Raw genomic sequence first — 24,494 nt, 5'->3', positions numbered from 1 at the left:
TTTTAAACATCAAAGAACCGAACTGACCACAAAAAAATGATAATAAATACATGAAAGAGGTTAAATACTTGTTACTGCTAGGGACCATTTTTTGTCTTTGCGCCTGTAGCTCAAATAATGAAGCCCAAAAAATCATTGACCAATCCATTGCCGCGCATGGAGGGGAATTGTTTCAAAATGCTAAAATCAGCTTTGATTTCAGGGACAGGCATTACGAGATATTCAAATCTCCGAATCGATTCAGGTATGTCAGGTCTTTTTCAGATGAATCTGGGAAGGTTGAGGATGTATTGGACAATGATGGTTTTGAAAGGAAGGTCAATGGCAATCCTGTAGTACTGACAGAAAAGGACGAAAACGCTTATTCCAACTCGGTGAATTCAGTGGCTTATTTCGCCTACCTGCCTTATGGGCTCAATGATGCAGCCGTGATGAAGCAATATTTGGGTGAAACCAAACTTGAGGGCAAAGATTACCACCTGATTAAAGTGACATTCAGACAAGAGGGTGGGGGAGAAGATCATGAGGATGAATTTTTGTATTGGATCAACAAGCAGGACTACAAAATGGATTATCTGGCTTACACCTACCACACAGATGGAGGTGGTATCAGGTTTAGAAAAGCGATCAATACCCATGATGTTTCGGGCATCCTGCTGCAGGATTATGAAAATTACAAACCCGAGGATGAGCGTTTGCCGGTGGAATCCATTCAGGAATTATTCGAATCCGGAGAGCTTGAACTCTTGTCTAAAATCCTCCTGGAGAATGTTGAAGTTGAATTGATTCAATAAAATATACCTAGCGATTAAAAATGCAACATAAGAGAGCGTTGGTTATTTCAGGAGGAGGGAGCAAAGGGGCCTTTGGGGGTGGAATTGCGGAATACCTTATTCGGGATTGCAATTATAAATATGACATTTTCGTGGGAACCTCTACCGGAAGTTTGTTGGTACCCTTACTTTCCATAGATGAAATTGAAAAAATAAAAGCCATTTATACCTCTGTGACCCAGGATTGTATATTCAGTACCAATCCCTTTATCATCTCCAAAAAAAACGGGGTATTCAAAACCAGGATCAACCACTTTAGTACCATAAAAATGTTTTTGAAGGGCAAAAAGACCTTTGGAGAAAGCAAAGCTCTTTTTAAGCTCATCAAAAAAATCATTACCCCTGGAGATTTTGAGAGAATGCAGCAAAATACGGCAGAAATTTATATCACTGTTTCCAACCTAAGTAACAATACTGTAGAGTACAAGCGCTTAAAAGATTGTGAATACCATGATTTTTGCGAATGGATTTGGGCTTCTTCCAACATGATACCATTTATGAGTTTGATGGAGAAAGATGGCTGTGAGTATGCGGATGGTGGTTTTGCCGATCTGGTACCTATATCAGAGGCCATTTATCGCGGCGCTACCGAAATAGATGTGATTGTATTAAAAGCCAGGGCGGGCAGGGAAATGAAACGTCCTGTAAGGAATGCCCTGGAATTGACCACGAGGGCATTCGATTTCATGTTGGATCAAATTTCAAGTGATGATATTAAAATCGGGGAATTACTGAGCAAAAGGAAAAGAGTAACCCTTAATTTTTATTATCCTCCTGCGGTATTGACAGAAAACAGCCTGATCTTTGATCCCTATCAAATGAAAAAATGGTGGAGGCAGGGAAAAAGATTTGCAAAGGAACAGAACCCGGTGTGTAAATGCATAGAAGTCGGGATGTTGGAAGAAAACAAATGATGTATGAGAAGCATAAAACTTTCCGGGTTTTTATTTATTGTTTTTTTGTTAACCGGTATGATTGATCCGGTATTACCAAAAGTATTTGTTATCGGGGATAGCATCTCCATGCAATACGGCCCCTACCTGGAGCAATACCTGAAAGGAAGCTGGGTTTATGACCGCAAGAGAGATGATGGAATTAATTCAACCAATCTGGACAATCCAGCCGGCGCCAACGGAGGAGATTCCGGAATGGTATTGAATTATCTCAGACAGAAATTAAAGGACCCTGCTTTCAGTCCGGATTTGATGCTGATCAATTGCGGACTACATGATATCAAAACCGGTGTCAATACAGGAGAACGGCAAGTCAATTTGGATCAATACCGGAAAAATCTGGAGGATATTCACGGCTTGCTGGAGGAAAGAGGCATTCCTATGGTTTGGATCCGCACTACTCCCGTGGATGATGAACAACACAATGCCAATCAAAGATCCTTTTACAGGTACGCAGCAGACCTTGCCATTTACAATGCAGTAGCTGATGAAGTTTTTTCTTCCAGAGATGTTCCGATGATTGACTTGCACCGTTTTACCCTGAACCTGGGTGAAAACCTGTACATAGACCATGTCCATTTCAATGAAGAAACCAGGGCCAGGCAGGCAGCTTTTATTGCGGGATTTTTAAACTTTTACTTTATTCAATTATTATAAATTTGCTTTTTTTAAATAAAAAGTTTTCGAATCAAACAATATATTTTTTATTATTTTAATAAATAATATATTGTTTTTTATTTAGGTATATATTTTTAACCTAATATTAATTGATTTGCACATCCATTACCCAACTAGGTCCTCCCTAGCCATTAAATTTATTCATTGTAAAATTACTTCTTCCCAAAATATTACATAGATTTACTTTTGAAAATGTATACAGTATTCAGAAAAATTTACGGTTTCCAGCATTCTTAATCAAAGGATAGGACTGGGATAATTCAGATGAAGGTAGTGACAATTACAGTTGATCAGATGGGATCAAAAAGAACCAAAGAATTAACTTAAGACGTTCATAGATCGGGAAATATCCCTCGACAAAGCACTGTAGTGGATTTTCTGGCTAACCAAAAGCTTAATTTTTGGTTGATCAATTTATCAGTAAAATTCAGGACAATAGAAATTGTGCCTGAAACAAGGAAGAACTGTTCTTGGCAGGTTTAATTCGGGATATGGAAACAATCCTATCCCAAATGGTAAATTACAAATATGGATATAGAATTTGTGCATTAAAAATTCCAGTTGGGGCAAGGTCTGATCTTTCAACATATAGGAATCTTAGCATCACAAAGGTTATGGAAACTCACAAAATTCATTTATTAACACATTTTATTCTATGAAAAGTATTGCTACAGCATGTCTGGTCCTATTCGTCGTTTCCTCTTTTTTAATTCCACCTAAAGGAGGTATCCCTGTTATGAGTAGTGTTTTTAGTTCAACAATGGAAAGCGAATCAACCAAGATCCAGGGATATTACAAGTCGAATGCTGATACCACGGTGGTAGAAATCAAAACTGAAGGGATTGACCTGAGTTATTCGGTGCCGGAGATCAAAGCTAAAGCCGGTGATATCTTACGCATTCAATATATCAATGAAAGTGATATGAACCACAATATTGTATTGGTCAAAGGGGAGGAGGACATCCGTCCGGTAGGGGTTGCCGCTTTGCAGGCTATTACGAATGACTGGATTCCGGAAAAAGAAATGGATCGCATTATCGCTTACAGTGCCTTGGCTCATGCAGGTGATACGGTATCGTTTTCTTTCAAGGTGCCGCCACCTGGTATCTATCCCTACATCTGTACCTATTCGGCCCATTGGACGCAAATGCAAGGCCGGTTGATTTCAACAGAATAAATAGCTGGTATAGGTATAGTTTATATCGAATAGATGAAGAATTAAAACTATTTTGATTGTTAGAAAAAGATCTCCACAGGCCAAATGAAAAATTCAATAGTTCAACTACGTTTAATCCCAGCCTTGTTTGTAATTACAGGCTTTTGCATAGCTATACCCCTTCAAGCCCAGTTTCAACCTTCAGACAATATGAATCCAATGGACCATGGGCCATTTGTAACCACTACAATTGCCCATGATCCACTCACGACAAGTAGCATTTTCGTGAACAAAGGAATCGCAGTCAAGGTGGGCACCGATCCTCAGGCAGTGATGACTTTTGATACGGATTTATTGCGGGTTGCCAGTGCCTGGACGGGTGGGTTTCTGCATTGGTATTTAGGACGTGATGGATTGGAGGATTGGCCCAGTCCTGATGGGATCACTCATTTCGAAACCAGCAAAACCCCGGGATGGTCACTTGATGGAGATTTTGATGACCCCAGGACCTGGCCTTATGGACCAATTCCAAAAAAGCAAGGGCATTACAAGGGGCTTTATATCAATGGCGATAAGGTTCTTTTTTCCTATTCCATTGATAATAGCGATGTACTGGAATTACCTGGTTTCGAGTTGGTTGATGGTCATCCTGTATTTACCAGGACCCTTAATTTGAGTCCTACTGAGGAAACGCTTTCCTTGCGGGTACTGCAGGTACCGGAAAATGCAGCAATGGAGATCGTTTCGGTTGCTGATTCAAAGGAACATATCAGCTTAAAGGTAGGCAACAATACCCGTGTCGTAGGTTTGCAAGGAGTTTTTGAGGTTAAACCAACATGGAGGGTAGCCAATCGTCACCTTATTTTGGATCTTCCAGTGTTACAACAAGCCGTAAAATTCAAGCTTGCAATCGGCCCGGTACTTTCCGGCCAGGGATCGACTTATATGGCCTCCTTTCTGGATCAGGTCGGTAATGTTCCCGATTTGTCCGATTTTCAATCCCCTGGGCCTGATCAGTGGGAACCCGTACAAACGGAAGCAATGATGGGAGAGGAGAAAGGACCATTTAGGGTAGATCAGCTCACCATTCCGTCAGATAATCCCTGGAAATCTTTTATCCGGTTGATGGACGTAGATTTTCTTTCGGATGGGCGTGCCGTAGTGGTTTCACTGAGTGGAGATGTATGGTTGGTTGACGGAATAAAAGAAGAGTTAGGCACATTAGCATGGCATCGGTTTGCGACTGGCTTGTTTCAGCCCAGCGGGGTAAAGGTTGTGGATGGGCAGATTTACGTGACCGGTCGTGATCAAATTACCAGGCTTCATGATGTAAATGATGATGGGTTTGCAGATTATTATGAGAATTTTAATAATGAGCTCATGGCTTCCACCAATTTTCATGCTTTTACCTTGAATTTGGAAACGGACGCTGAAGGAAATTTTTATTTTGCCAAATCAACTCCCTGGCCACCCTTCCTCAGGGGAGAAGGACCCGCTAAAAATGCAGAAATAACGCCCCATCACGGCGTGCTTTTTAAATTATCTCCGGATGGAGAGCAACTGGAAAATATTGCAAGAGGACTTCGTAATCCCAATGGAATGGATGTGGGCCCTGATGGTGAGCTGATTTACGCAGATAATGAAGGCAATTGGGTACCTACAAGCAAGGTGCACCGGATTAAACAAGGGGGCTTCCACGGATTTGTACCATCCGCCCATCAGACTGAAACTCCTGATTCCTTTGAGCCCCCTGTTGTTTGGACGCCCCATTATATGGACAATTCTCCAGCAAAACCCATGTTTATCACAAGCGACAAATGGCCGGAAGAACTCAGCGATGACCTCTTATTGGCTTCCTATGGTCGTGGAAACCTCTCCCTGATTCTAAAGGAAGAGGTGGATGGTGTGTGGCAGGGGGCCCATTTAAACCTACCGCTACTATTTAAGTCCGGCCTCGAACGTGGCCGCTTTCACGAAGATGGGCACCTGTATTTAGCTGGAATGACCAGCTGGCAGTCGATAGGAGAAGATTGGGGCTCTTTTCATCGGGTAAGGTATACAGGACAACCCTTGAATGTTCCTATAGCTGTTCATACTAAAGCAGGAGGGATTGAACTGCACTTTGCCCAAAGCCTGGATCCTCAGGAAGCAACAAATACCGGGAATTACCAATTGCAAAAATGGACCTATCCCTGGACAAGTCAATATGGTACGCGGGGAAAGCAATATTCTGTAGACAATCCCGGAGAAACCAAACCCGACCAGGTACAAGTTGAAGTTGTTCGCTTATCCGATGATGGGAAATCAGTATTTATTGAAATCCCCGCTTTGAAACCGGGGGCAGTAAATACCTCGCTAGGTACACTTGATGCCTTGCCCGATATGATTGAGGCTTCATTGGGATTGGTCATGTCTATAAGCTATCAGATTACTACTGCAAATGGGGAGGAGTTAAATCACATGATTCACAAAACCATTCACAAGGTACCTGCTGAGGGATTTGAAAAATAGGTTAAAGAGGCACTAATTCAACAATTTTGACCCTTTTATTCCTTGATTCATGAAACCTGGTAAGATAAAAGCCTCACAAAGGGGGATGATTATCATGGGGAGGTTCCGTCTGACCTTTGAAAATCGAAAATTAAACAGATGAAATAACATAAACCCAAAAACCATGAAGAAATTAACATTGGTAATAATTTTAATACTTACACTTTTGACCAGTACCAATGTACTATTTGCACAGTCAAATGTTGCTGTAGATGGAGAGTTAAAAAAATGGCACCCGGTCACACTCACTTTCGATGGACCGGAGGCCAGCGAAACCGATGAATACAATCCCTTCAGTGGCTACAGGTTAACTGTTACCTTCAGGCATGAAGATGGAAAGGATGCTTTGGTCGTACCGGGGTACTTTGCCGCAGACGGAAATGCCGCAGAAACAAGTGCTACTTCCGGAAACAAATGGAGAGTGCATTTTACCCCACCTAAAACCGGTCAATGGACTTACACGGCATCCTTCAGAATGGGAGAAAATATTGCAGTGAGTACCAGTTCCAGTGCGGGAGAACCCGTTTCTTTTAATGGAGCAAGTGGAACAATCTCTATTTCCGACACGGACAAAAGCGGGGCAGACCACAGGGCAAAAGGAATGCTTAGGTACGTTGGTGAGCATTATCTGAGGTTTGATAATGGGGAATGGTTTATGAAAGGCGGAGCCGATGCTCCGGAAACGTTATTGGGGTATGCGGATTTTGATGGCACTTATACCCATTCCGGGCTTACAAAAGACTATGGCAACAATTTGATTTGGGGAAGTACTCAGCATAAAGATGGCCGTGGAGCCACTCCATTGAAAAAGTATGAAGCACATATTCAGGATTGGAAAGCGGGAGATCCAACATGGAAAGACAACAAGGGGAAGGGGCTTATTGGTGCCCTGAATTACCTGCATGCCAAAGGGATGAATGCTTTTTCATTTTTGACTTTATCGGCAGGGGGAGATGGTAAAAATATTTGGCCCTGGATCAATCATCAGGAGGTGGACCGCTATGATGTCTCGAAGTTGGCCCAATGGGAAATGGTCTTTACCCATGGAGATCACTTGGGCATGTTCCTTCATTTTAAAACCCATGAAAATGAAAATGACCAGTTGCTAAATGGCGGGAAATTGGGACCTGAGAGAAAACTTTATTACCGGGAACTGATTGCCAGATTTTCCCACCATCATGCCCTAAACTGGAACCTGGGAGAGGAACACGATCTTTGGGAAGAATTGAATGACCCGGATCAGTTGAATGCCAAGTCAGATGCCCAGTATATTCATAGCCTGGACCCCTACGATCACCCTGTAGTTACACATACTTTCCCAGGCCAATATCAACAGGCCTATACTCCATTATTAGGATTTGAATATTTTGAAGGCCCCTCCATCCAGACCAATAGCATGCGTCCCTGGCATAATTTTGATGTGATTTCTTATTGGGTCAATGCCTCCCGTCGTGCAGGAAGAAAGTGGAATGTGTCTATGGATGAAGCCGGTACCGGAGGTCTTGGTGTGACTACAGATGACTATGATGATAACTATAATCAAGATGAGGCCAGAGCCACTTATTGGGCCACCATCGCTGCCGGAGGAGATGGGGTGGAATGGTATTTTGGTTATTCCGAAGAACAAAATGACCTGAATATGGAAGATTGGCGGAGCAGGGATGCCCTGTGGGACTATACCCGTCATGCCATGAATTTTTACAAAAACAACAATATTCCCTTTTGGGAGATGGAAAACGCCAACGGTCTGACCCGCAGTGAAAAAGATTTCGTGTTCACCGACAATGGTGAACTGTATGTCATTTATCTCCCCGCAGGAGGAGGGGCATCACTTAACCTGCAGGGCAGTGACGGTACCTATACGGTGGACTGGTACAATCCCAGAACAGGGGGTGAACTTCAAAAAGGAAAGGAAATGATAATCGAAGAAACCTATTCCCGTGAACCGGCTTCGGTGCTTTCAGCACTGCCTAATATCAAAAAGCCAAGGATACAGGGAGGCAATGTCAGGGAGGTCACCGGTCCCGGATGGGTAAACCTGGGCATGCCGCCAGAAGACGTGAAGGAAGATTGGGTGATTTTGGTACGAAAAAAGTAAAGAATTGGAATTGTAAAATTTCATAAAAATCCCTGATAGCAAAGGGAATACGTAAAAATAATGCTATTGAAGTTCCTTATCCCTTTAAATTAAATATTATGAAAACACCACATTATTTCACACTGACGCTAATTATCACCTGTTTGACTGGGTTTTTGGCCACACAATCCATCGCACAAAATACGGTTGTTACGATAAAGGGAGAGGCCTTTTACGTGAATGGAAAGCCTACCTACGAAGGCCGGACCTGGAAAGGCAACAAAATAGAGGGGCTACTGATGAATTCCCGCATGGTGCAGGGGATTTTTGATGACCTGAATCCGGAAACCAGAAAACTTTTTGGTTATCCGGATACAGGAGAATGGGACCCGGATAGAAATACGGCCGAGTTCGTTTCTGCCATGGACGAGTGGAAATCATATGGAATGAATGCATTTACCATCAATATGCAAGGGGGAAGTCCTACCGGTTATGGCAATAAGGAATGGTACAATTCACCTTTCCATCCGGACGGTGAATTGAGACCGGCCTATATGGACCGGTTAAAGCGCGTCCTGGACAAAGCCGATGACCTGGAAATGGTGGTCATGTTGGGTATTTACTATTTTGGGCAGGACCAAAATCTTGAAAATGAACAAGCAGTGATCAATGCGGTAAAAAATACGGTAAACTGGGTTTTAAAGGAGGGATACAGAAACGTGTTGATAGAGGTTAACAATGAGTGCAATGTCAAAGCATATGTGCACGAAATTCTCATGCCGGACAGGGTACATGAGCTCATTGAACTGGTAAAAACCATGGAGAGCAATGGGTATCGGCTTCTTGTAAGTACCAGTTATGGAGGAAATACTGTGCCTAAACCCAATGTTGTCAAGTCCTCAGACTATATTTTGATCCATGGGAATGGAGTTAATACCACGGAAAAAATGGAAACCCTTATAAAGAATACAAGGAACGTGGAAGGTTACCGGCCCATGCCTGTGGTGATCAATGAAGACGATCATTATGATTTTGACAAAGACAGGAATAATTTCACCGTTGCAGTGGAAAACTATGTTTCCTGGGGGTTTTTCGACTACCGAAGGGATGGGGAACCTTATGTAGAAGGATACCAAAGTGTGCCTGTGGACTGGGGCATCAATTCCGAGCGTAAACAAGGTTTTTTTGATCTGGTAAAAGAAATAACAGGTGTTAAATATTGATCCAGGTGGAGTTCCATCCCCATGCCAATGGAAAGTTGCCCGAGGGTGATGGCTTTGGTTTTGCACGGGGGAGGTGGAAAAACCATATAGGGTTTATAATCCAAAATGGTAATTAAAAAAAGAATTAAATCAGTAATACAATAAATTCATTTTATGAAAACGTATCGATTAGCAATAGTCCCGGGTGATGGCATTGGCCATGAGATTATTCCGGCAGCACTTAAGGTTTTGGAGGCTGCTGCCAAAAAATTTGATTTTAAACTGGATTACACATTTTATGACTGGGGCGCAGGAAGGCATCTCAAAGAAGGTGCATTTATGCCGGAGGATGGTCTGGACACCCTAAAAGCATTCGACGCTGTTTTTTTTGGGGCCGTCGGCCTTACAGAGGTGGATGATACTTTGCCGGCAAAGTTGTACACCTTTAAAGTGAGGACAGCATTTCAACAATATGTAAACTTCAGGCCGGTCAAACTTTTTAAAGGATTGGAGAGTCCGTTGAGAAACAAAACTTCCAAAGAGATTGATTTTGTCGTCATCAGGGAAAACAACGAGGGGGAATTTGTACAGTCAGGAGCCTTTTTTAGACCTGAAAGCCCCGAAGGGCTGGCTACGGATACCAGTATCTTTACCCGTAAGGGAATTGAGCGGGTAGCCCATTTTGCATTCAAACTGGCCCAAAAAAGAAGAAAAAAGGTCACCAATGTCACCAAATCAAATACATTGATACATAGCCTGAAATATTGGGATTCGGTGATCAGCGAGGTAGGAGAGCAATACCCGGATGTAAAATTGGAAAAAATGTATATCGATAACGCCAGTGCCAATTTTATCCTTCACCCTGAATATTTTGATGTCATCCTCACCACCAACCTGTTTGGAGACATACTGAGTGACCTGGGAGGCGGAATAATGGGAAGTCTCGGTTTGGGCGGCAGTGGCAATATCAATCCGGAAAAGGAATATCCCTCCATGTTTGAGCCCATTCATGGCTCTGCGCCGGATATTGCAGGAAAAGGGATTGCCAACCCGGTGGGTACCATTTGGTCAGGAGCCATCTTGCTGGAACACCTTGGTGAAACAGCGGCAGCAGGCCAAATAGTGGATGCTATTGAAACTGTATTTCAGCAGGGAGTTAAAACAATAGATCTTGGAGGTACTGCCAGGACGGAGGACTTTGCTGCTGGAGTGATTAAAGCACTGAATGCATAAACATGGATTGGATAGACCTTACACAGACCATTGATGCCTCCATGCCCGGGGTTCAGATCCGGGAAGCCAAAAATCTTGAGAAGGACGGTTGGAATGCGGTTAGTATTGACATGTATAGTCATTCCGGGACCCATATGGATGCTCCAATACATTTTGGGGTAGAAGGTCCAACCATTGACTTAATGCCTTTGAGCAGATTTATTTGTAAGGCCGCCATATTGGATTTGACAGGGATACAGCCTTCCTACCAAATTGATGTCCATGATTTGGGCAATTTAAAGGATGATTGGTTTAAGGGCGAGGGTTTAATCATTAAAACCGGTTGGAGTAAATTTTCAATTTCCGATCCCCAAAAATACAGGGATCAGTTGCCCCGGATCAGCGAAAACCTGGCCCGATGGCTGGTGGACAAGGGCCTTAACATATTGGCCGTAGAACCGCCCTCTGTAGCCAATGTCAATGATTTGGAGGAGGTGACCCTGATCCACCGCATCCTGTTTTCTGGCCAGGTCATTATAGTGGAAGGGATTTGCAATTTAGAAGAAATTAAAACAAAAAAAGTGGAATTAATGGCATTGCCGCTGAAAATTGGGGGTGGAGATGGTGCTCCAGCCAGGGTTTTGGCAAGACCATTGAAAAAAGCATAACGCATGACGGATAGCAAGAATCCCCTGGACAGACCTTATGAAAAGGAGATAAGGAAGCTGTTTTATGAGCAGCATTTAACATTGGTAATCGTGGATGACGACCCTACAGGTACACAAACGGCGCATGATGTGCCGGTGCTGGGTCATTGGACAGAAGTTGCTTTTATCGATGAATTTACCAATAAAACGCCATTGTTTTTTGTTCTGGCCAATACCAGGAGCCTTCCCAAAGCTAAGGCCACTGAAAGGGCCAGGGAAATCGGGCAAAACCTGCTGAACGCTGCTGAGAAAACGGGCCGTCGCTTTATGGTTATTAGCAGGAGTGATTCCACCCTCAGAGGTTATTACCCATCTGAAGTGGAGGCTTTGAGCCATGGCGCAGGATTGGGCAATTTACCCACCCTGCTGATCCCGGCTTTTTTTGAAGGGGGAAGGATCACCGAGGACAATGTCCACTACATCATGGAAGGGGGTAGAAAGATACCCGTTTCAGAAACAGTTTTCGCCAGGGATAAAAGTTTCGGTTATACCCATTCAGATCTGACCAAATGGGTGGAAGAAAAAACAGCTGGTAGCATTAAACGTGAAGCGGTAAAATCCCTGTCGATAAAAGACATAGCCTTGGGGGAAGAGGTGATTTTTGAAAGATTGAGTGCGCTAAGTGCGCAAGATGTGATGGTGGTCAATAATACTACCTATAAAGAATTGGAAAAAACGTGCCTGGTTCTTCACAGATTGATAAAAAAAGGCAAGGGGTTTAATTTTAGGACGGCCGCTTCATTTGTTTCCGCCTTTTCGGGCATGGGACCTTTGACCTGGATACCTCAAAATAAAGTTTCGTCTTCCCCTTTGGGCGGTTTGGTCATTGTTGGTTCCTATGTGAAAAAATCTACCTCTCAGCTTGAACAGCTCTTGGAAAAAGAAGGGATTAAAGCCATTCCCCTCTCGGTGCAGAAAATTATTGATGCTGAAATTTCAAATGATAGCTTTCTGATAGAAATGCTGGAAAATATTGAAAGTAGTATGGCTTCCGGAATACATGCCGTGGTGTACACTTCCCGGAATCTGATTTCGGGAGGTAGCCCGGAAGAAAGTCTGGCCATTGGGGAAAAGGTGACTGGATTTTTGGTCAGTTTGGTTAAAAAAATTAAAACCCAACCTGCATTCTTTATAGCCAAAGGAGGCATTACCTCCAACGATATTGCTGTGAAGGGATTGAAGATGAAAAAAGCCAGAGTCCTGGGGCAAATTATTCCGGGAGTGCCTGTGTGGGAGATGGGAGATGAAACCAGGTTTCCCGGAATGCCTTATGTGGTTTACCCCGGTAACGTAGGAGATGCCGATAGTCTTGCCACCGTCTTTGATTTGTTCACCGTTAACGCTTCAAACTAATGAAAAAATTGAAAGGGGTGATTGTTGGTGCTGGATATTTCAGTCAGTTTCATGGAGATGCCTGGTCCAGAATGGAGAAGGTTGAACTAATGGCAATATGTGACAAGGACATTCAAAAGGCCAGGTTATATGCAAAAAACTTCAAGATTCCGGGGGTTTATGCTGATTTGGAAACCATGCTGGACAAGGAAAAGCCAGATTTTATCGACATTGTAACCCCTCCGGTGACTCATAAAGCCATCATTGAAATTGCGTTATCCAAAGGAATTCACATCATATGCCAAAAACCCCTGGCAGATACCTACAAAGAAGCCAGGGAAATCAGGAATCTGGTAAAGAATGCAGAAGTCCGCTTTATGGTACATGAAAACTGGCGGTTTCAGCCCTGGTACCGGGAAATCAAATCTCTGATCGATGAAGGAAAAATTGGAAAAAAAATATTTCAGTATACCTTCAAAATGAGGCTTGGAGATGGCTGGGGGGAAAATGCCTATCTGGACAGGCAACCCTATTTCAGGACCATGCCCAGGTTACTGATTCATGAGACAGGGGTACATTTTGTGGATACCTTTCGTTTTCTTGAAGGAGAAGTGAGCGAGGTTTTCGCCAACCTGAAAACCCTCAATCCCATCATTCAGGGAGAAGATACCGGAATGGTTTTTTTCCGTTTTAAATCAGGTTGCACAGCCCTTTTTGATGCCAACCGATACAATGAGCCCTTACACGATAATGCCAGATTTACCTTTGGAGAAATGCTGGTGGAAGGGGATCAGGGAAGCATCATCCTGCACCCCAATGGTGAAATATCCATCAAACCTCTGGGACTGCAGGTGCATAAACTCTCTTTTAAGCCTACTGAGACTGGATTTTCCGGAGACAGTGTGTATTCCTGTCAGGAACATTTTATCAATGGAATTATTAACAATACACCCTTTGAAACGGGAATTGAGGATTATCTCAAAACCCTGAAGGTGGTTGAAGCCATCTACCAGTCAAACCGTACAAAAACTAATTTTCCGGTAAGCCAGATAAAATGAGCATAAATGCCTATTTTAGTATTTTGTATACTGTATACTAAAAACATTTATAGCTTATCAAAACCTTAAGAAAATGCTGAAAAACGATGAATTGGGCATTCAAGCCTACCGGGAGCTTCGAAAAATGATTATAAACGGGAAGCTGGCTCCCGGTCAGAAAATTATTCAGGAAAAACTGGCTGCGCAAATGGGCATCAGTAGGACACCGCTTCGCGTCGCCCTGCACATGCTTGAATCCGAAAACCTCATTGAACCCAAAAATAAGACTGGATTTAAAGTCAAAACCATAGACAACAAAGAAATACTCGAAATTTTTGATTGCAGGATCGCATTGGAATCCACGGCTGCCGGCATTCTGGCAAAAAACATTACCCCTGCCGATGCCCAAAAGCTCAGACATTTTTTTCAACCCTATGAAAACAGCAAAGAGGGAGAATATGAAAGTTACAAAAAGACCGATACCCAGTTTCATGATTTCATTGTCGAAAAGTGCCGGAACAGGTACTTGTACAAACTGTTCAAGCAAGGCAACCTCATTACCTATATTGAAAGGATAGGCCTGATACGCCCCCCTGAACATACCCTACAGGACCATTTGGATATTGTAGCTGCTATTTTGGATAGGAATCCCGAAGCAGCGGAAAAGGCCATGAAATCCCATCTGATAAAATCAAAAGAAGTCATTGAAAAAAAATTGAAGGAGGAGTTGCAAAAATGAGGGACTAACCATTAAAAATATCAGGATGCTACGTGCTGCTATTTAAACGCAGTACAGTCATTTAACAAAAAACCCAAAATCAAAGTGAGCAATCTAAAACAAAAACCAATCATCCCAAGCAGGTATTTTATGGTGGGGGGAACATTTCTGTTATCCATGTTGGTCTACGTTGACCGGATTGGCATCTCGGTGGCCAAAGAACCCATCACAGCTGATTTGCAATTAAGTGATAAACAATTTGGTTGGGTATTGTCCATGTTTGCAATGGGATACGCTCTTTTTCAAACCCCTTTGGGCATTTTATCCGACAGATTTGGTCCCAGGAGGGCATTGGCTGCTGTGGTTAGTTTATGGTCTCTTTTTACCGCATTGACGGGTGCAGTCACTAATTTTATCAGCTTGTTTTTTATCCGGTTTTTCTTTGGTGTAGGGGAGGCCGGAGCTTATCCCGGCATATCCAAGGCGGTTTATCATTGGATACCTATCAGCGAAAGGGGCATTGTCAATGGGATCAATTTTTCCGGGGGAAGGTTTGGTGCTGCATTTGCTCTGCCTTTGATAGCCATTGTTATTGATTCGCTCGGATGGAGGAACACTTTTTTTACGCTGGGGCTTCTGGGCATAGTATGGGCACTTGCCTGGTATTTTCTGTTCAGGGACAATCCCGAAGACCATCCCATGGTATCTGAATATGAAAAGGAGGAAATTGTACTGGAGGGGTCCAGGCAGCAAAAGGAAGAAATTTCCGCATTCTCAGTCCTATCCCTGGTCAGGTCCAGGAATTTGCGGCTGGCCATGGGACAATATTTTGCCAGTAATTTCACGTTTTTCTTTTGCCTTACCTGGTTGTTTCCTCATGTCAAGAATCAATTTATGCTGGACAATATCGAGGCCGGCCTCTATTCTTCTTTGCCCCTGGTGGCAGGAGCTTTTGGCAACATGTTTTCCGGATGGCTGGTAGACAGCATTTACAAAAGTGGCCGGTTTAAATGGTCCAGAACCATCCCGGCAGTTATAGGATTCGGTCTGGCTGCATTTGGGCTGTTGGCCAGCTTGTATTCCGGCAACATCATGTCTTCTATCTTCTTTTTGTCCGTTGCTATTTTTGGAGCAGACATGACCATCAGTCCATCCTGGACCTTATGCAATGATATTGGAAAATCACATTCCGGGGCCGTTTCTGGCACCATGAACATGGCTGGTAATATTGGTTCTTTTATCACCGCATTGGCCTTTCCCTATCTTAGGGATTGGACCGGATCCGTAACTCCATTTTTTATCATTGGAGCCCTGTTAAACATCATGGCCATTTTCATGTGGTTGAAGATTAATCCTGATAAAACCATAGTTTTTAAGCCTTTAAGAAGCAATTGACACCAAGGTTTTAAAGGAAATTACTGCTAAAGCAGGCATTTTCATGGCGAGGCTTGTCTGGCGGGTTCCAATGTAGAACAGATGGATTGTTTACAAACATTTAAGCCGGATAGCATTTAATTCGATTTTTGAGTTAATTCAATGATGATTAAATGTTAATTTCAATTTAATAAAAATATATCCTGGCATCTAATTCTAAATAGTTCTACTAAAAATAAGCGTACTTTGCTAAAAATCAGATAAATAGTGGTTTATTTAGAATAAAGTTTTGTTTATAGGTTAATTTTTGTTTTAGGTAAAATTTTGTATCGCTATAAATTGTTTTTACTTTTGCAGAGCAAAATGAAAGGTTACAGTTTAGAAAAATACAGACCCACTCCGCCTTAACCAAAGGTAATTTGCTGCGTTTTTTATTTTATCGCCCGAGATATCCTTTTACGATCTTTCCCCTTATTTACGATTTATTCACCAAAAAATCAGCGTAGCTTATGACGCAAATGTTTTACCGTTTATTTCGGCCCAAGCAATACAATTTAAAAGATGAAGTATTATCCGGATTGACCGTTGCACTGGCCTTGGTGCCAGAAGCGGTTGCGTTTTCAATCATTGCGGGCGTTAGTCCTCTGGTAGGCTTGTATACTGCTTTTATAATTGGTCTTGTTACATCAATTTTAGGGGGCAGGCCGGGCATGATTTCAGGCGCTACTGGTGCAGTTGCAGTGATTGTTGTGGCTTTGGTAATTAATCATGGGGTAGAGTATCTTTTTGCGGCTGCCGTTTTGATGGGTTTGATCCAGATAGTGGTGGGTTTGCTCAAACTGGGCAAGCTCATTCGCCTGGTGCCTCACCCTGTGATATTTGGATTTGTTAATGGTCTTGCCATTATCATATTCATGTCCCAATTCAGTCAGTTTAAGGAAATCAATGCATCGGGAACACTGGTATGGATCAGTGGAAGCAAGTTGTATGTAATGCTTGGACTGGTATTGCTGACCATGTTCATCATCAAGTTTTTGCCAAAGCTGACCAAAGCTGTACCATCATCCCTTACGGCAATTTTGGTAATCTCGGTCATTGTTATTTTTGGCGGAGTAGATACAAAGACCGTAGGCGATATTGCCTCCATCAAAGGAAGCTTGCCGCAGTTCCATATCCCAATGATTCCTTTTACCTGGGAGACTTTACTGATTATATTTCCCTACTCTGCCATCATGGCCGGAGTAGGGTTGATTGAATCCCTGCTTTCCCTCACTTTAATTGATGAGATAACAGAGACCCGGGGCCATGGCAACAAAGAATGTATAGCCCAGGGCATCGGTAATGTTGCGACCGGATTCTTTGGCGGTATGGGAGGCTGTGCCATGCTGGGACAAAGTCTGATCAATGTAAACGCCGGGGGGAGAAGCAGGATTTCGAGCGGGTTGGCCGCAGTAACCTTATTGTTGTTTATCCTCTTTTTTTCCGAATACATAGAGATGGTACCCATGGCCGCTTTGGTGGGATTGATGTTTATGGTGGCCATCAGTACATTTGAATGGGCCTCTTTGAAAGTATTTGGGAAAGTACCAAGACCCGATATGCTCGTTATGGTGCTGGTCACCCTGATCACGGTAATATTGCATAATCTTGCGCTCGCAGTGCTGGTTGGGGTCATCGTTTCTGCTTTGGTTTATTCCTGGGAAAATTCAAAAAGGATTCGGGCAAGGAAAAGGATTGATGAAAACGGGGTAAAACATTATGAGATGTATGGTCCTTTGTTTTTTGCTTCAGCTACCACCTTCAGCGAAAAATTTGACCCCATCAATGATCCGGATGAGATTATTATTGACTTCAGAGAAAGCAGGGTAGTAGACCATTCCGGAATAGAGGCTATTAACAAGGTTACAGAGCGTTATGATAAACTTGGGAAGACCGTGTATATCCGACACCTGACCAATAGCAGCAAAATTTTGCTTGAAAACGCAAAAAAAATCATCAATGTCAATTATGCGGATGACGATCCAAGTTATAAGGTTGTACTGGAGAAGAATTGATTTTGGTATTGGTATAAGTACTTCCCTAAGAATACATTTAATTTATTCATCACTCCTTGCAAAAGGGAAATTTTTGGGTTTCCTTATTTAACGAATACAAGGTTTAATTATTCATCCATTTTTGGATATGGTGATATTTCGGATTACTTTTCCAGAAAAATAAACAGCTATTTTTATGGAAATCCCCATCCCTGAGGATGAATTCGACAGGCTATTGCAGTTGGCCGATTACGACCTGGATAACAGTGAGTTGGAGAACAGCCTGAAAGACCTGACCAAATTGGCAGGGAAAGTGGCCGGTACAAATATTTCACTGGTCAAACACCTGGTTGATAATATGGGTGGTTCTCTGAAAATTGATTCTAAATTAGGGGAATATGCCAGGTTTGAAGTGCGGTTGCCGGTTTGATTTTTTGGCTTTTTGGTTTGATTTTGGCAGCAAAATTCTTTTTTTTGACTGATAAAATAACCTGATATAACCATGGAAAAGTATGTATTGCCCCACAGTTCGTTGGAAATTTCCCGATTGATTTTTGGCTGCTGGGCCGTCGTTGGGGGCTTCAACTGGGGCCCCCAGGATAAAAGAGATTCCCTCGCTGCTTTAAAAGAAGCTTTTGACCAGGGAATCACTACCTTTGATACGGCCGAAGCGTATGGTGCCGGGGCATCTGAAAACCTGCTGGCAGAAGCCTTGGGTGCCGAAAGAAAGCAGATAGAAATCGCTTCCAAAGTGGGTCCCGGAGATTTTTTGCCGCAAGACCTTATCCGGGCCTGCGAAAGAGGATTGAAAAATCTCCAAACGGATTATATAGACCTGTATCAGTTGCACTGGCCCAATCCGGAGGTTCCCCTTGAGGACACGTTGGGGGCACTGCAGCAACTCCGGGAACAGGGTAAAATCAGGGCCTATGGGGTATCTAACTTTGGTGTGAAAAGCCTGGAAACCTGTAAACAATCGATATATCCTATCAGTAGTAATCAGATGGCCTATAACCTGCTTTTCAGGGCTATAGAGTATAGTATTTTACCCAAATGCATTGAAGATGAGGTGCCGGTACTTTGCTATTCCCCCATCATGCAGGGACTTCTTACCGGAAAATTTTCCTCTGAAAATGAAGTGCCTGATGACAGGGCCAGGACCAGGCATTTTTCCAAAGAAAGATCCCAATCCAGACATCAGGACAAGGGTTGCGAGGCATTAACTTTTGAAGTTATCGGACAAATCAAGGCTTTTGCTGAGGAGCTGAATGTCCCTATGGGCAACCTCAGCCTGGCCTGGTTACTAGAGCAGCAGGGTGTGGCAGCTACCATTGTGGGTGGCAGAAATGCGGACCAGGTAAAGAAAAATATGGGTACTATGAAGGTCAGGCTTACTCCGGATATGGTCAGCAGACTCAATAAAATCACCGATCCGCTTAAGAAAGAACTCGGGCCCAATGCAGATCTTTGGCAGACGGAGAGCAGGGTGTTATGAGGGGTCCTTTAATTGTGCTGAGGTTTTTCCTATTTATTGTTGTAATGTTTTGAGATTGAAGGGGGAGATGATTCCGAGTTCGGTATTTTCTTGGTGTAAACAACCTTTCCCACCCTATTAATGTGGTCTTTAAGTGCTGTATTGGTGATTTGAAGAAAGTTGACCAAATCAAAATTGTAAAGCAATTGCAAGTCCTCCAGGGCAGCTTCGATATCCAATAAATCATTTAGGGCTAAATTTTCCCCTTTTACTGCCAGATCAATATCCGAACCTTCCCTAAAATTTCCCATTGCTCGTGACCCAAATAGGATTACCTGAGTTATTTTAGAAAAATTTTCGAAAACGTCAGAGATTTCATTCCATACTTCTCCTGGTATTCCTGTTTTCATGAGAATAAATTTCCTGTCTTTCCGCTTTTAAGCTTGTCTAGTTTCTCCCAAAGAAACGTAAACAGACCATAATATTCTTTGATGATAGCATCTGCAATGATTTTGGCAGTTTTACTGTCGTAAGTATGAGATGTCAGCTCCCTGCTTTTTTTCAATCTTCTCCAGCTTTGTGGATTGTTAATCAGACCCATTTCAAACGCTTGATTTAAAACCTGACCAGGACCGTTTATTTCCGTATAGCCTTGCTGCTTGATAAAATCCTGAAGCGTTTTCCAAGCTAACTCATAAGTGTATTCAAATCGTTGGATCAATCCTTCAACCTCCAATTCTGAAAGTCCCTTATCCCCTGCCTGAGTCACAGCTTGGGACGGTTTGTTTAATGCCTTATCATAATTTGAAAATCTTTGCTCCCAACGAATACCTTCAGTCATTAGTTAGTTTTTAATAAATATAAGGAGTTACAAGCATCAAAGTAAATTTTTTCAAACTTTTATTATCGTTGGAAAATTTCCTTCAAAAAAAGATAGAAATCCTTGAGTTTTCCATTCGTCTGCAAATCGATCGCTTGGATCATGTCTAATTTCAGTAGAAATTATAAGTTTCATTAAAGTACCGATGCAAGTAAATACTGGCATCATTTATGGTAGAAATTGGAGGAATTGATTCCATTTTTTAAATTTCTAAACTTATAAAAATCATGTTTGAATTGGGAAAAAACGAAATCAAATTTCTTTACAACAGCAATAAATTGGAAGACAGGGAAGCCTATGCCTACGTTTTGACGCTTCACAAGCATGTGATCAATGAATTGGATATTTCCAAAAATGACATGACCCCAACTCAGGTTTTAGAGTTGGCAAAGAAACTAAACAAAAACATCATTGATCTCTTTGATAAGGGTTCTCAATATTTCAAGGAAAACATCCAGGGAAAAGAAATAGAGGAAACAGATCTGTTGACATTACTTGTCAAAGAAAAATCCGCTTTAAAAACGCCTATTTTGGTTTCAAAAGAGAAGTCATTGGTTTTGGAATACCCAAGGGATACCATTAAAATAGACATGGTGTTCAATGAAATAATAGGAAAATGATAAGCAATTTCATGTTTTATTTTGTTATTTTTTCTGTGGCTTTGTCAGGATTATGTAATCTGCCAGGGATTGAATCGCTTTGAAATCCGGGTTCTGGAAATCTGGCGAAGGGAAGGAAGATATGGTTATAATTCTCAGATTTTTTTTTCTTCGTTTTAATTCATTGACCGTTCCTAACCCCTCATCACTATGGAATCTGCCGGTAAGGTGCAGGATTTTAATTCTTCGGTTTTTGCGCCAGGATTGAAGGATGCTTGTCGCCATGGTAGCATCCCTGAGCAGTTGGGCATGAAAATATTGGGGTCCCATATGCTGACCATGGCTACCCATGGCATCATTGAATTTCTTTAAATAGGGATCATCTTCTTTGGGAAGACTAAAAGCCGAGTAATAATCTGCTGCTTTTCGGCTCAATAGTTCCAGGGTGCCCAATCCTTTCCTGCTAACCATATTGGCATACCTTCCTGGCACATTGGAAGCCACGACTGCCTGCCCTTCCTCCTTAGCAAGGTACAGCAGGGGGGCATAATCTGAATAATTGCTCCATGCCCGGCCCTCTTCAATCAGCTTGTCTTCTGATATCAGCCCGGAAAGGTATTCATCCATGATGAGCTGTACATCTCTTTCAAACATTTCCAGACTAAGGGTTGCATTTCCGTATTTTTCGATCATTCCCCTGTAAAGCCTTTCCTGCACCACATGGGCAATGCTGTCATCGTGTTCCTCTCCAAAAACCACAAGCTGAACCTCATTTATCGCTTTCAGGATTGCTGGAATATCAGTAGTTTCTCCGGAAGATGTTTCAATTATTTTCCAGGGATAATTGTTGTTTTCCTGTGCAAAATTGAGAGAAGGGAAGACAAAAGTGAGCAGGATAATAATTGATTTTTTCATCTCATGTACCCCTGTTAATGTTTGAAAATTAAGCATTTTGTTATGTAAAATGACAAAGCCCGGACCTTTTTAAAGGAATAAAGTTTTAAATCATAAACCCACTTGACTAAATTAGCAGCCATATGGATATATCTTATGAGCAACAAACCTTTTAGCAGGCAAATAAAGCAACTGCATCCTGAAAGGGACCATGAAAAAATAGCCTTTTTGCTATCTTTTCACTGTTTTCCCTGGGATATGGAAAAAGCCCTGGAATTTGCCCTCTTCAGGACTTTTGCTGTGCCTTCTGTTTCAAGGCTACTGGTTGCAACCGGTGAATTTACAAAAAGGACCCGTAAACGCTATGATGATACCGAATTGATCTTGTACGAGATTTTGGAAAATGGAAAGGACAGCGATAGGGGCAAAGCTGCCATTGGGCGCATGAATGCCATGCATGGCCGTTTTCATATTCCCAATCAGGACTACCTCTATGTATTGTCTACTTTTATTTTTGAACCCATACGGTGGATGGATAATTGGGGTTGGAGACCATTTACCTCGAAGGAAAAAGAGGCAATTTTTGTCAACTACAGGGAGTTGGCCAGGCATATGGGGATAACGGACGTTCCTGAGACCCTTTCCGAATTTGAATCTTTTAACTTGTCTTACGAAAAGGAACATTTTATATTTCACGCGGATAATAGGCTGCTGGGGCAAAAAACACTGGATTTGTTATTGGGCTTTTACCTTCCGCAGTGGTTATTTGGGGCAGGAAGGCATGTCGCATTCTGTCTCATGGATGCGCCGCTCAGGAAAGCCATGGGCTTCCCTGATCCACCAAGAGCATTACAACTCCTGGTAAGGACAGGATTGAAAATCAGGGCTTTTGGTTTAAGCATAATGCCGGAAAGGAAAGTACCGCGCTTAGGAACCCAAAGAAAACGGGACACCTATCCGAAAGGATACCAAATACCAGATTTAGGAACTTTTAATTCCTCCAAATAATTCCTATTATTCTTTTTCTTTCTTTATTTCCCGGTATGGACAGTGCCTGCAGGCATTGTTGCAGCAATAGCCCCTGAGCAAGTGGTAATCCCTTGTAAAAACCATAAAAGGACCCTCATAATAATAGTGAATACCTTCCTGTAGTAAATGAGCTGGTGGAATACGGTTTTTGCTGCCCATCGCTATTTGATACGGTAGTCCAGTTTCATGGTAATGGAGGCAGTTTTAGCTTTTGAAGAAGTATTAAAAGTGCCTCCCCAGGAATAATCTTCTCCAGAATTTTGTCCCGTAATCTGAAAAATTCCCATATTGGCAGTGATAAGACCTCCCAGTGTGGTGCCGGAATTTTCAGCGATTTTTTCAGCCCTTAACCGGGCATCTTCAGTCGCCTTTGAAATCAATTCAATTTTCAGGTCCGCCAATTGGGTAAAATAATACCGGGGGGCCTGGGAATAAAATTGTATCTCCTTATTGAGCAATTCGGTGATTTCACGGGCCATTTTCTCCACCTTTTCTACCTCTTTGGATTCTATGCTAATATTTTGGCTTAATATATACCCCAGAAATGTTTCCCCCATATACCTTCCCTCATTGTTGTACTCTGCCCGAGTATTTTGCCGGGTCTGTACGGCACTGAATACGATTTCTTCAGATGCGATCCCTTTGGAATTGAGGTATTCCGTAACGGCTTTTCTGTCCTGTTCCAAACCCGAATAGGCTTCTCCTAAAGAATTAGCTTGCTTTTCGAAAAGGCCCTCCCATACAATGAGGTCAGAAATAAAATCCGTCTCACCCAGTCCGGTGACGGAAATTTTGGTCTCTTCAAGGCTTCTTTTCCAGTAAGCATTGCCCAAAACAATTGCAGATCCCAGAATGGCCAGGGCAAAGATGATAGCGGTAAGGTGTTCTTTCATTTGTAAAAGTAGTTTTTTGTAAATTTCGATAAAAACTAACGTATTTGGAATTTTTCCACGGAATTAAATCTCTCTGAGGGAGTTGGGAACTTCCTTTTGAATATAACATGACATTTATCATGTTTGAGCCTAACCATATATCACTATTCTCTTTCTTCCCGTGATATAGATTTGTAAAAAAAAACGGGCTCATGCAAACAAAGCTGGACACACAATTTTCTTTCCCCGGTGAAATCATTACCCCACATACTCACCTCCCTTTGGGTCAGAACTTTGAAGCGGATATCGTAAAGGAACTTGTGGGGAAAAAATTAATACCCAGTAGTTCTATTCAATTGTATACGGCTCATTTACCCAAAATATTGGATTGGCTACATGGTTTGGATCATCCCAAAGCTCTGGAAAATGAACCCTGTGATGTTCCTGTGCTCCTTTATGACCGGGAATTGTCTTTTGAACGCTTGCTTTTTCATTATGACGGAAGTCCGGCCTCGGCAAAGATCATCAGGCATTTTTTGACGCTTTTTGAAAATAATATCAAAAAAAGCAAGGCTACAATTATCTCACCGGCTTTTATCCCCAAATCCAAACAAAAAGAGGAGCAGGAAATCATACAGGAAGTAAATACCCATACTTCAGAAACCTCCTTTATCAAGTTTAACTTCAATAGAATAGGAGATTTTTGGTCTTACGCCGTCAAGCACCAATGCACTATTTTGGTCACCTCAAAAAATAATCAGGCGGATCTGGCCAAAGTACTGTTCCATTTTTACAAGGGAGGCATGTGGTATGACAGGCTTTCATTTTATTTGGCCATTTAAATCACTATATTAAATGATCTTTGTCATGTTTTTAGCTTTGAA

At 42.3% G+C, this 24,494-nt stretch carries 24 protein-coding genes; 19 read left to right on the top strand and 5 right to left on the bottom strand.

Annotated features, from left to right (window positions below):
• The first annotated feature begins 50 nt into the window (after nucleotides 1-50).
• The 16 genes from HUJ21_RS06770 (at nucleotide 51) to HUJ21_RS06695 (ending at nucleotide 19,357) form a co-directional block, all read left to right on the top strand.
• Nucleotides 51-794 carry a DUF6503 family protein gene (locus HUJ21_RS06770; protein ID WP_291368186.1) on the top strand — a complete coding sequence of 248 codons (744 nt, stop codon included), beginning with the start codon at nucleotides 51-53 and terminating at the stop codon, nucleotides 792-794.
• 20 nt (nucleotides 795-814) lie between these two features.
• The gene (locus HUJ21_RS06765; protein WP_291368185.1) at nucleotides 815-1,747 is read left to right on the top strand and encodes a patatin-like phospholipase family protein; all 933 of its coding nucleotides are present in this window, start codon (nucleotides 815-817) and stop codon (nucleotides 1,745-1,747) included.
• A gap of 3 nt (nucleotides 1,748-1,750) precedes the next feature.
• Nucleotides 1,751-2,443 (top strand): SGNH/GDSL hydrolase family protein, encoded by a 693-nt coding sequence (locus tag HUJ21_RS06760; protein ID WP_291368184.1) that lies wholly within the window; start codon nucleotides 1,751-1,753, stop codon nucleotides 2,441-2,443.
• A 676-nt stretch (nucleotides 2,444-3,119) separates the two neighbouring features.
• Nucleotides 3,120-3,641 (top strand): plastocyanin/azurin family copper-binding protein, encoded by a 522-nt coding sequence (locus HUJ21_RS06755; RefSeq protein WP_291368183.1) that lies wholly within the window; start codon nucleotides 3,120-3,122, stop codon nucleotides 3,639-3,641.
• 189 nt (nucleotides 3,642-3,830) lie between these two features.
• Complete coding sequence (locus HUJ21_RS06750) at nucleotides 3,831-6,131, top strand: DUF6797 domain-containing protein (RefSeq protein WP_291368182.1); 2,301 nt, start codon at nucleotides 3,831-3,833, stop codon at nucleotides 6,129-6,131.
• Between the two features lie 163 nt (nucleotides 6,132-6,294).
• Nucleotides 6,295-8,268: a DUF5060 domain-containing protein gene (locus HUJ21_RS06745; protein ID WP_291368181.1), complete on the top strand. Its 1,974-nt coding sequence runs from the start codon at nucleotides 6,295-6,297 to the stop codon at nucleotides 8,266-8,268.
• A gap of 98 nt (nucleotides 8,269-8,366) precedes the next feature.
• Nucleotides 8,367-9,470 (top strand): hypothetical protein, encoded by a 1,104-nt coding sequence (locus HUJ21_RS06740; protein WP_291368180.1) that lies wholly within the window; start codon nucleotides 8,367-8,369, stop codon nucleotides 9,468-9,470.
• A 153-nt stretch (nucleotides 9,471-9,623) separates the two neighbouring features.
• Nucleotides 9,624-10,682, top strand: coding sequence for an isocitrate/isopropylmalate family dehydrogenase (locus tag HUJ21_RS06735; protein ID WP_291368179.1), 1,059 nt, complete (start codon nucleotides 9,624-9,626; stop codon nucleotides 10,680-10,682).
• A 2-nt stretch (nucleotides 10,683-10,684) separates the two neighbouring features.
• A complete protein-coding gene (locus tag HUJ21_RS06730; protein ID WP_291368178.1) occupies nucleotides 10,685-11,329 on the top strand; it encodes a cyclase family protein in 645 nt (214 codons plus the stop codon).
• A 3-nt stretch (nucleotides 11,330-11,332) separates the two neighbouring features.
• Entirely contained in the window at nucleotides 11,333-12,721 is a 1,389-nt protein-coding gene (locus HUJ21_RS06725) for a four-carbon acid sugar kinase family protein (RefSeq protein WP_291368177.1), read from the top strand.
• Nucleotides 12,721-13,758, top strand: a complete 1,038-nt coding sequence (locus HUJ21_RS06720; protein ID WP_291368176.1) for a Gfo/Idh/MocA family oxidoreductase — start codon at nucleotides 12,721-12,723, stop codon at nucleotides 13,756-13,758. Before HUJ21_RS06725 ends, HUJ21_RS06720 begins: the two co-directional genes overlap by 1 nt.
• Nucleotides 13,759-13,831: 73 nt before the next feature.
• Nucleotides 13,832-14,476 carry a GntR family transcriptional regulator gene (locus HUJ21_RS06715; protein WP_291368175.1) on the top strand — a complete coding sequence of 215 codons (645 nt, stop codon included), beginning with the start codon at nucleotides 13,832-13,834 and terminating at the stop codon, nucleotides 14,474-14,476.
• Nucleotides 14,477-14,560: 84 nt separating this feature from the next.
• The gene (locus HUJ21_RS06710) at nucleotides 14,561-15,850 is read left to right on the top strand and encodes an MFS transporter (protein ID WP_291368174.1); all 1,290 of its coding nucleotides are present in this window, start codon (nucleotides 14,561-14,563) and stop codon (nucleotides 15,848-15,850) included.
• 488 nt (nucleotides 15,851-16,338) lie between these two features.
• Nucleotides 16,339-17,883 carry a SulP family inorganic anion transporter gene (locus HUJ21_RS06705; RefSeq protein WP_291368173.1) on the top strand — a complete coding sequence of 515 codons (1,545 nt, stop codon included), beginning with the start codon at nucleotides 16,339-16,341 and terminating at the stop codon, nucleotides 17,881-17,883.
• 175 nt (nucleotides 17,884-18,058) lie between these two features.
• Nucleotides 18,059-18,292: an ATP-binding protein gene (locus HUJ21_RS06700; protein ID WP_291368172.1), complete on the top strand. Its 234-nt coding sequence runs from the start codon at nucleotides 18,059-18,061 to the stop codon at nucleotides 18,290-18,292.
• 72 nt (nucleotides 18,293-18,364) lie between these two features.
• Nucleotides 18,365-19,357 carry an aldo/keto reductase gene (locus HUJ21_RS06695; RefSeq protein ID WP_291368171.1) on the top strand — a complete coding sequence of 331 codons (993 nt, stop codon included), beginning with the start codon at nucleotides 18,365-18,367 and terminating at the stop codon, nucleotides 19,355-19,357.
• 29 nt (nucleotides 19,358-19,386) lie between these two features.
• Here the strand turns inward: HUJ21_RS06695 and HUJ21_RS06690 are convergent, their stop codons facing one another.
• Together HUJ21_RS06690 and HUJ21_RS06685 are read right to left on the bottom strand one after the other, a co-directional pair.
• The gene (locus tag HUJ21_RS06690) at nucleotides 19,387-19,746 is read right to left on the bottom strand and encodes a nucleotidyltransferase domain-containing protein (protein WP_291368170.1); all 360 of its coding nucleotides are present in this window, start codon (nucleotides 19,744-19,746) and stop codon (nucleotides 19,387-19,389) included.
• Nucleotides 19,743-20,177, bottom strand: coding sequence for a nucleotidyltransferase substrate binding protein (locus HUJ21_RS06685; RefSeq protein ID WP_291368169.1), 435 nt, complete (start codon nucleotides 20,175-20,177; stop codon nucleotides 19,743-19,745). The genes HUJ21_RS06690 and HUJ21_RS06685 overlap by 4 nt, the downstream gene beginning before the upstream one ends.
• A gap of 266 nt (nucleotides 20,178-20,443) precedes the next feature.
• Between HUJ21_RS06685 and HUJ21_RS06680 the strand changes: the two genes are divergently transcribed.
• Nucleotides 20,444-20,836: a hypothetical protein gene (locus tag HUJ21_RS06680; RefSeq protein WP_291368168.1), complete on the top strand. Its 393-nt coding sequence runs from the start codon at nucleotides 20,444-20,446 to the stop codon at nucleotides 20,834-20,836.
• A 24-nt stretch (nucleotides 20,837-20,860) separates the two neighbouring features.
• On the opposite strand, the gene HUJ21_RS06675 is transcribed toward HUJ21_RS06680, so the two are convergent.
• On the bottom strand, nucleotides 20,861-21,730 hold the full coding sequence (locus HUJ21_RS06675; RefSeq protein ID WP_291368167.1) for a ChaN family lipoprotein: 870 nt from the start codon (nucleotides 21,728-21,730) through the stop codon (nucleotides 20,861-20,863).
• Between the two features lie 102 nt (nucleotides 21,731-21,832).
• On the opposite strand from HUJ21_RS06675, the gene HUJ21_RS06670 reads away from it, so the two are divergent.
• Entirely contained in the window at nucleotides 21,833-22,717 is an 885-nt protein-coding gene (locus tag HUJ21_RS06670; protein ID WP_291368166.1) for an oxygenase MpaB family protein, read from the top strand.
• A 6-nt stretch (nucleotides 22,718-22,723) separates the two neighbouring features.
• Here the strand turns inward: HUJ21_RS06670 and HUJ21_RS06665 are convergent, their stop codons facing one another.
• Nucleotides 22,724-22,897, bottom strand: coding sequence for a DUF5522 domain-containing protein (locus HUJ21_RS06665; RefSeq protein ID WP_291368165.1), 174 nt, complete (start codon nucleotides 22,895-22,897; stop codon nucleotides 22,724-22,726).
• Nucleotides 22,898-22,899: 2 nt separating this feature from the next.
• Nucleotides 22,900-23,631 (bottom strand): SIMPL domain-containing protein, encoded by a 732-nt coding sequence (locus HUJ21_RS06660; protein WP_291368164.1) that lies wholly within the window; start codon nucleotides 23,629-23,631, stop codon nucleotides 22,900-22,902.
• A 191-nt stretch (nucleotides 23,632-23,822) separates the two neighbouring features.
• On the opposite strand from HUJ21_RS06660, the gene HUJ21_RS06655 reads away from it, so the two are divergent.
• Nucleotides 23,823-24,452 (top strand): hypothetical protein, encoded by a 630-nt coding sequence (locus tag HUJ21_RS06655; RefSeq protein ID WP_291368163.1) that lies wholly within the window; start codon nucleotides 23,823-23,825, stop codon nucleotides 24,450-24,452.
• The last annotated feature ends 42 nt before the right edge of the window (nucleotides 24,453-24,494 follow it).

Source organism: Cyclobacterium sp. (assembly GCF_014762705.1).
Lineage (GTDB): Bacteria > Bacteroidota > Bacteroidia > Cytophagales > Cyclobacteriaceae > Cyclobacterium.
Note: the sequence above shows the minus strand (reverse complement) of the source record. Positions and strands in the feature narration are given on the sequence as shown.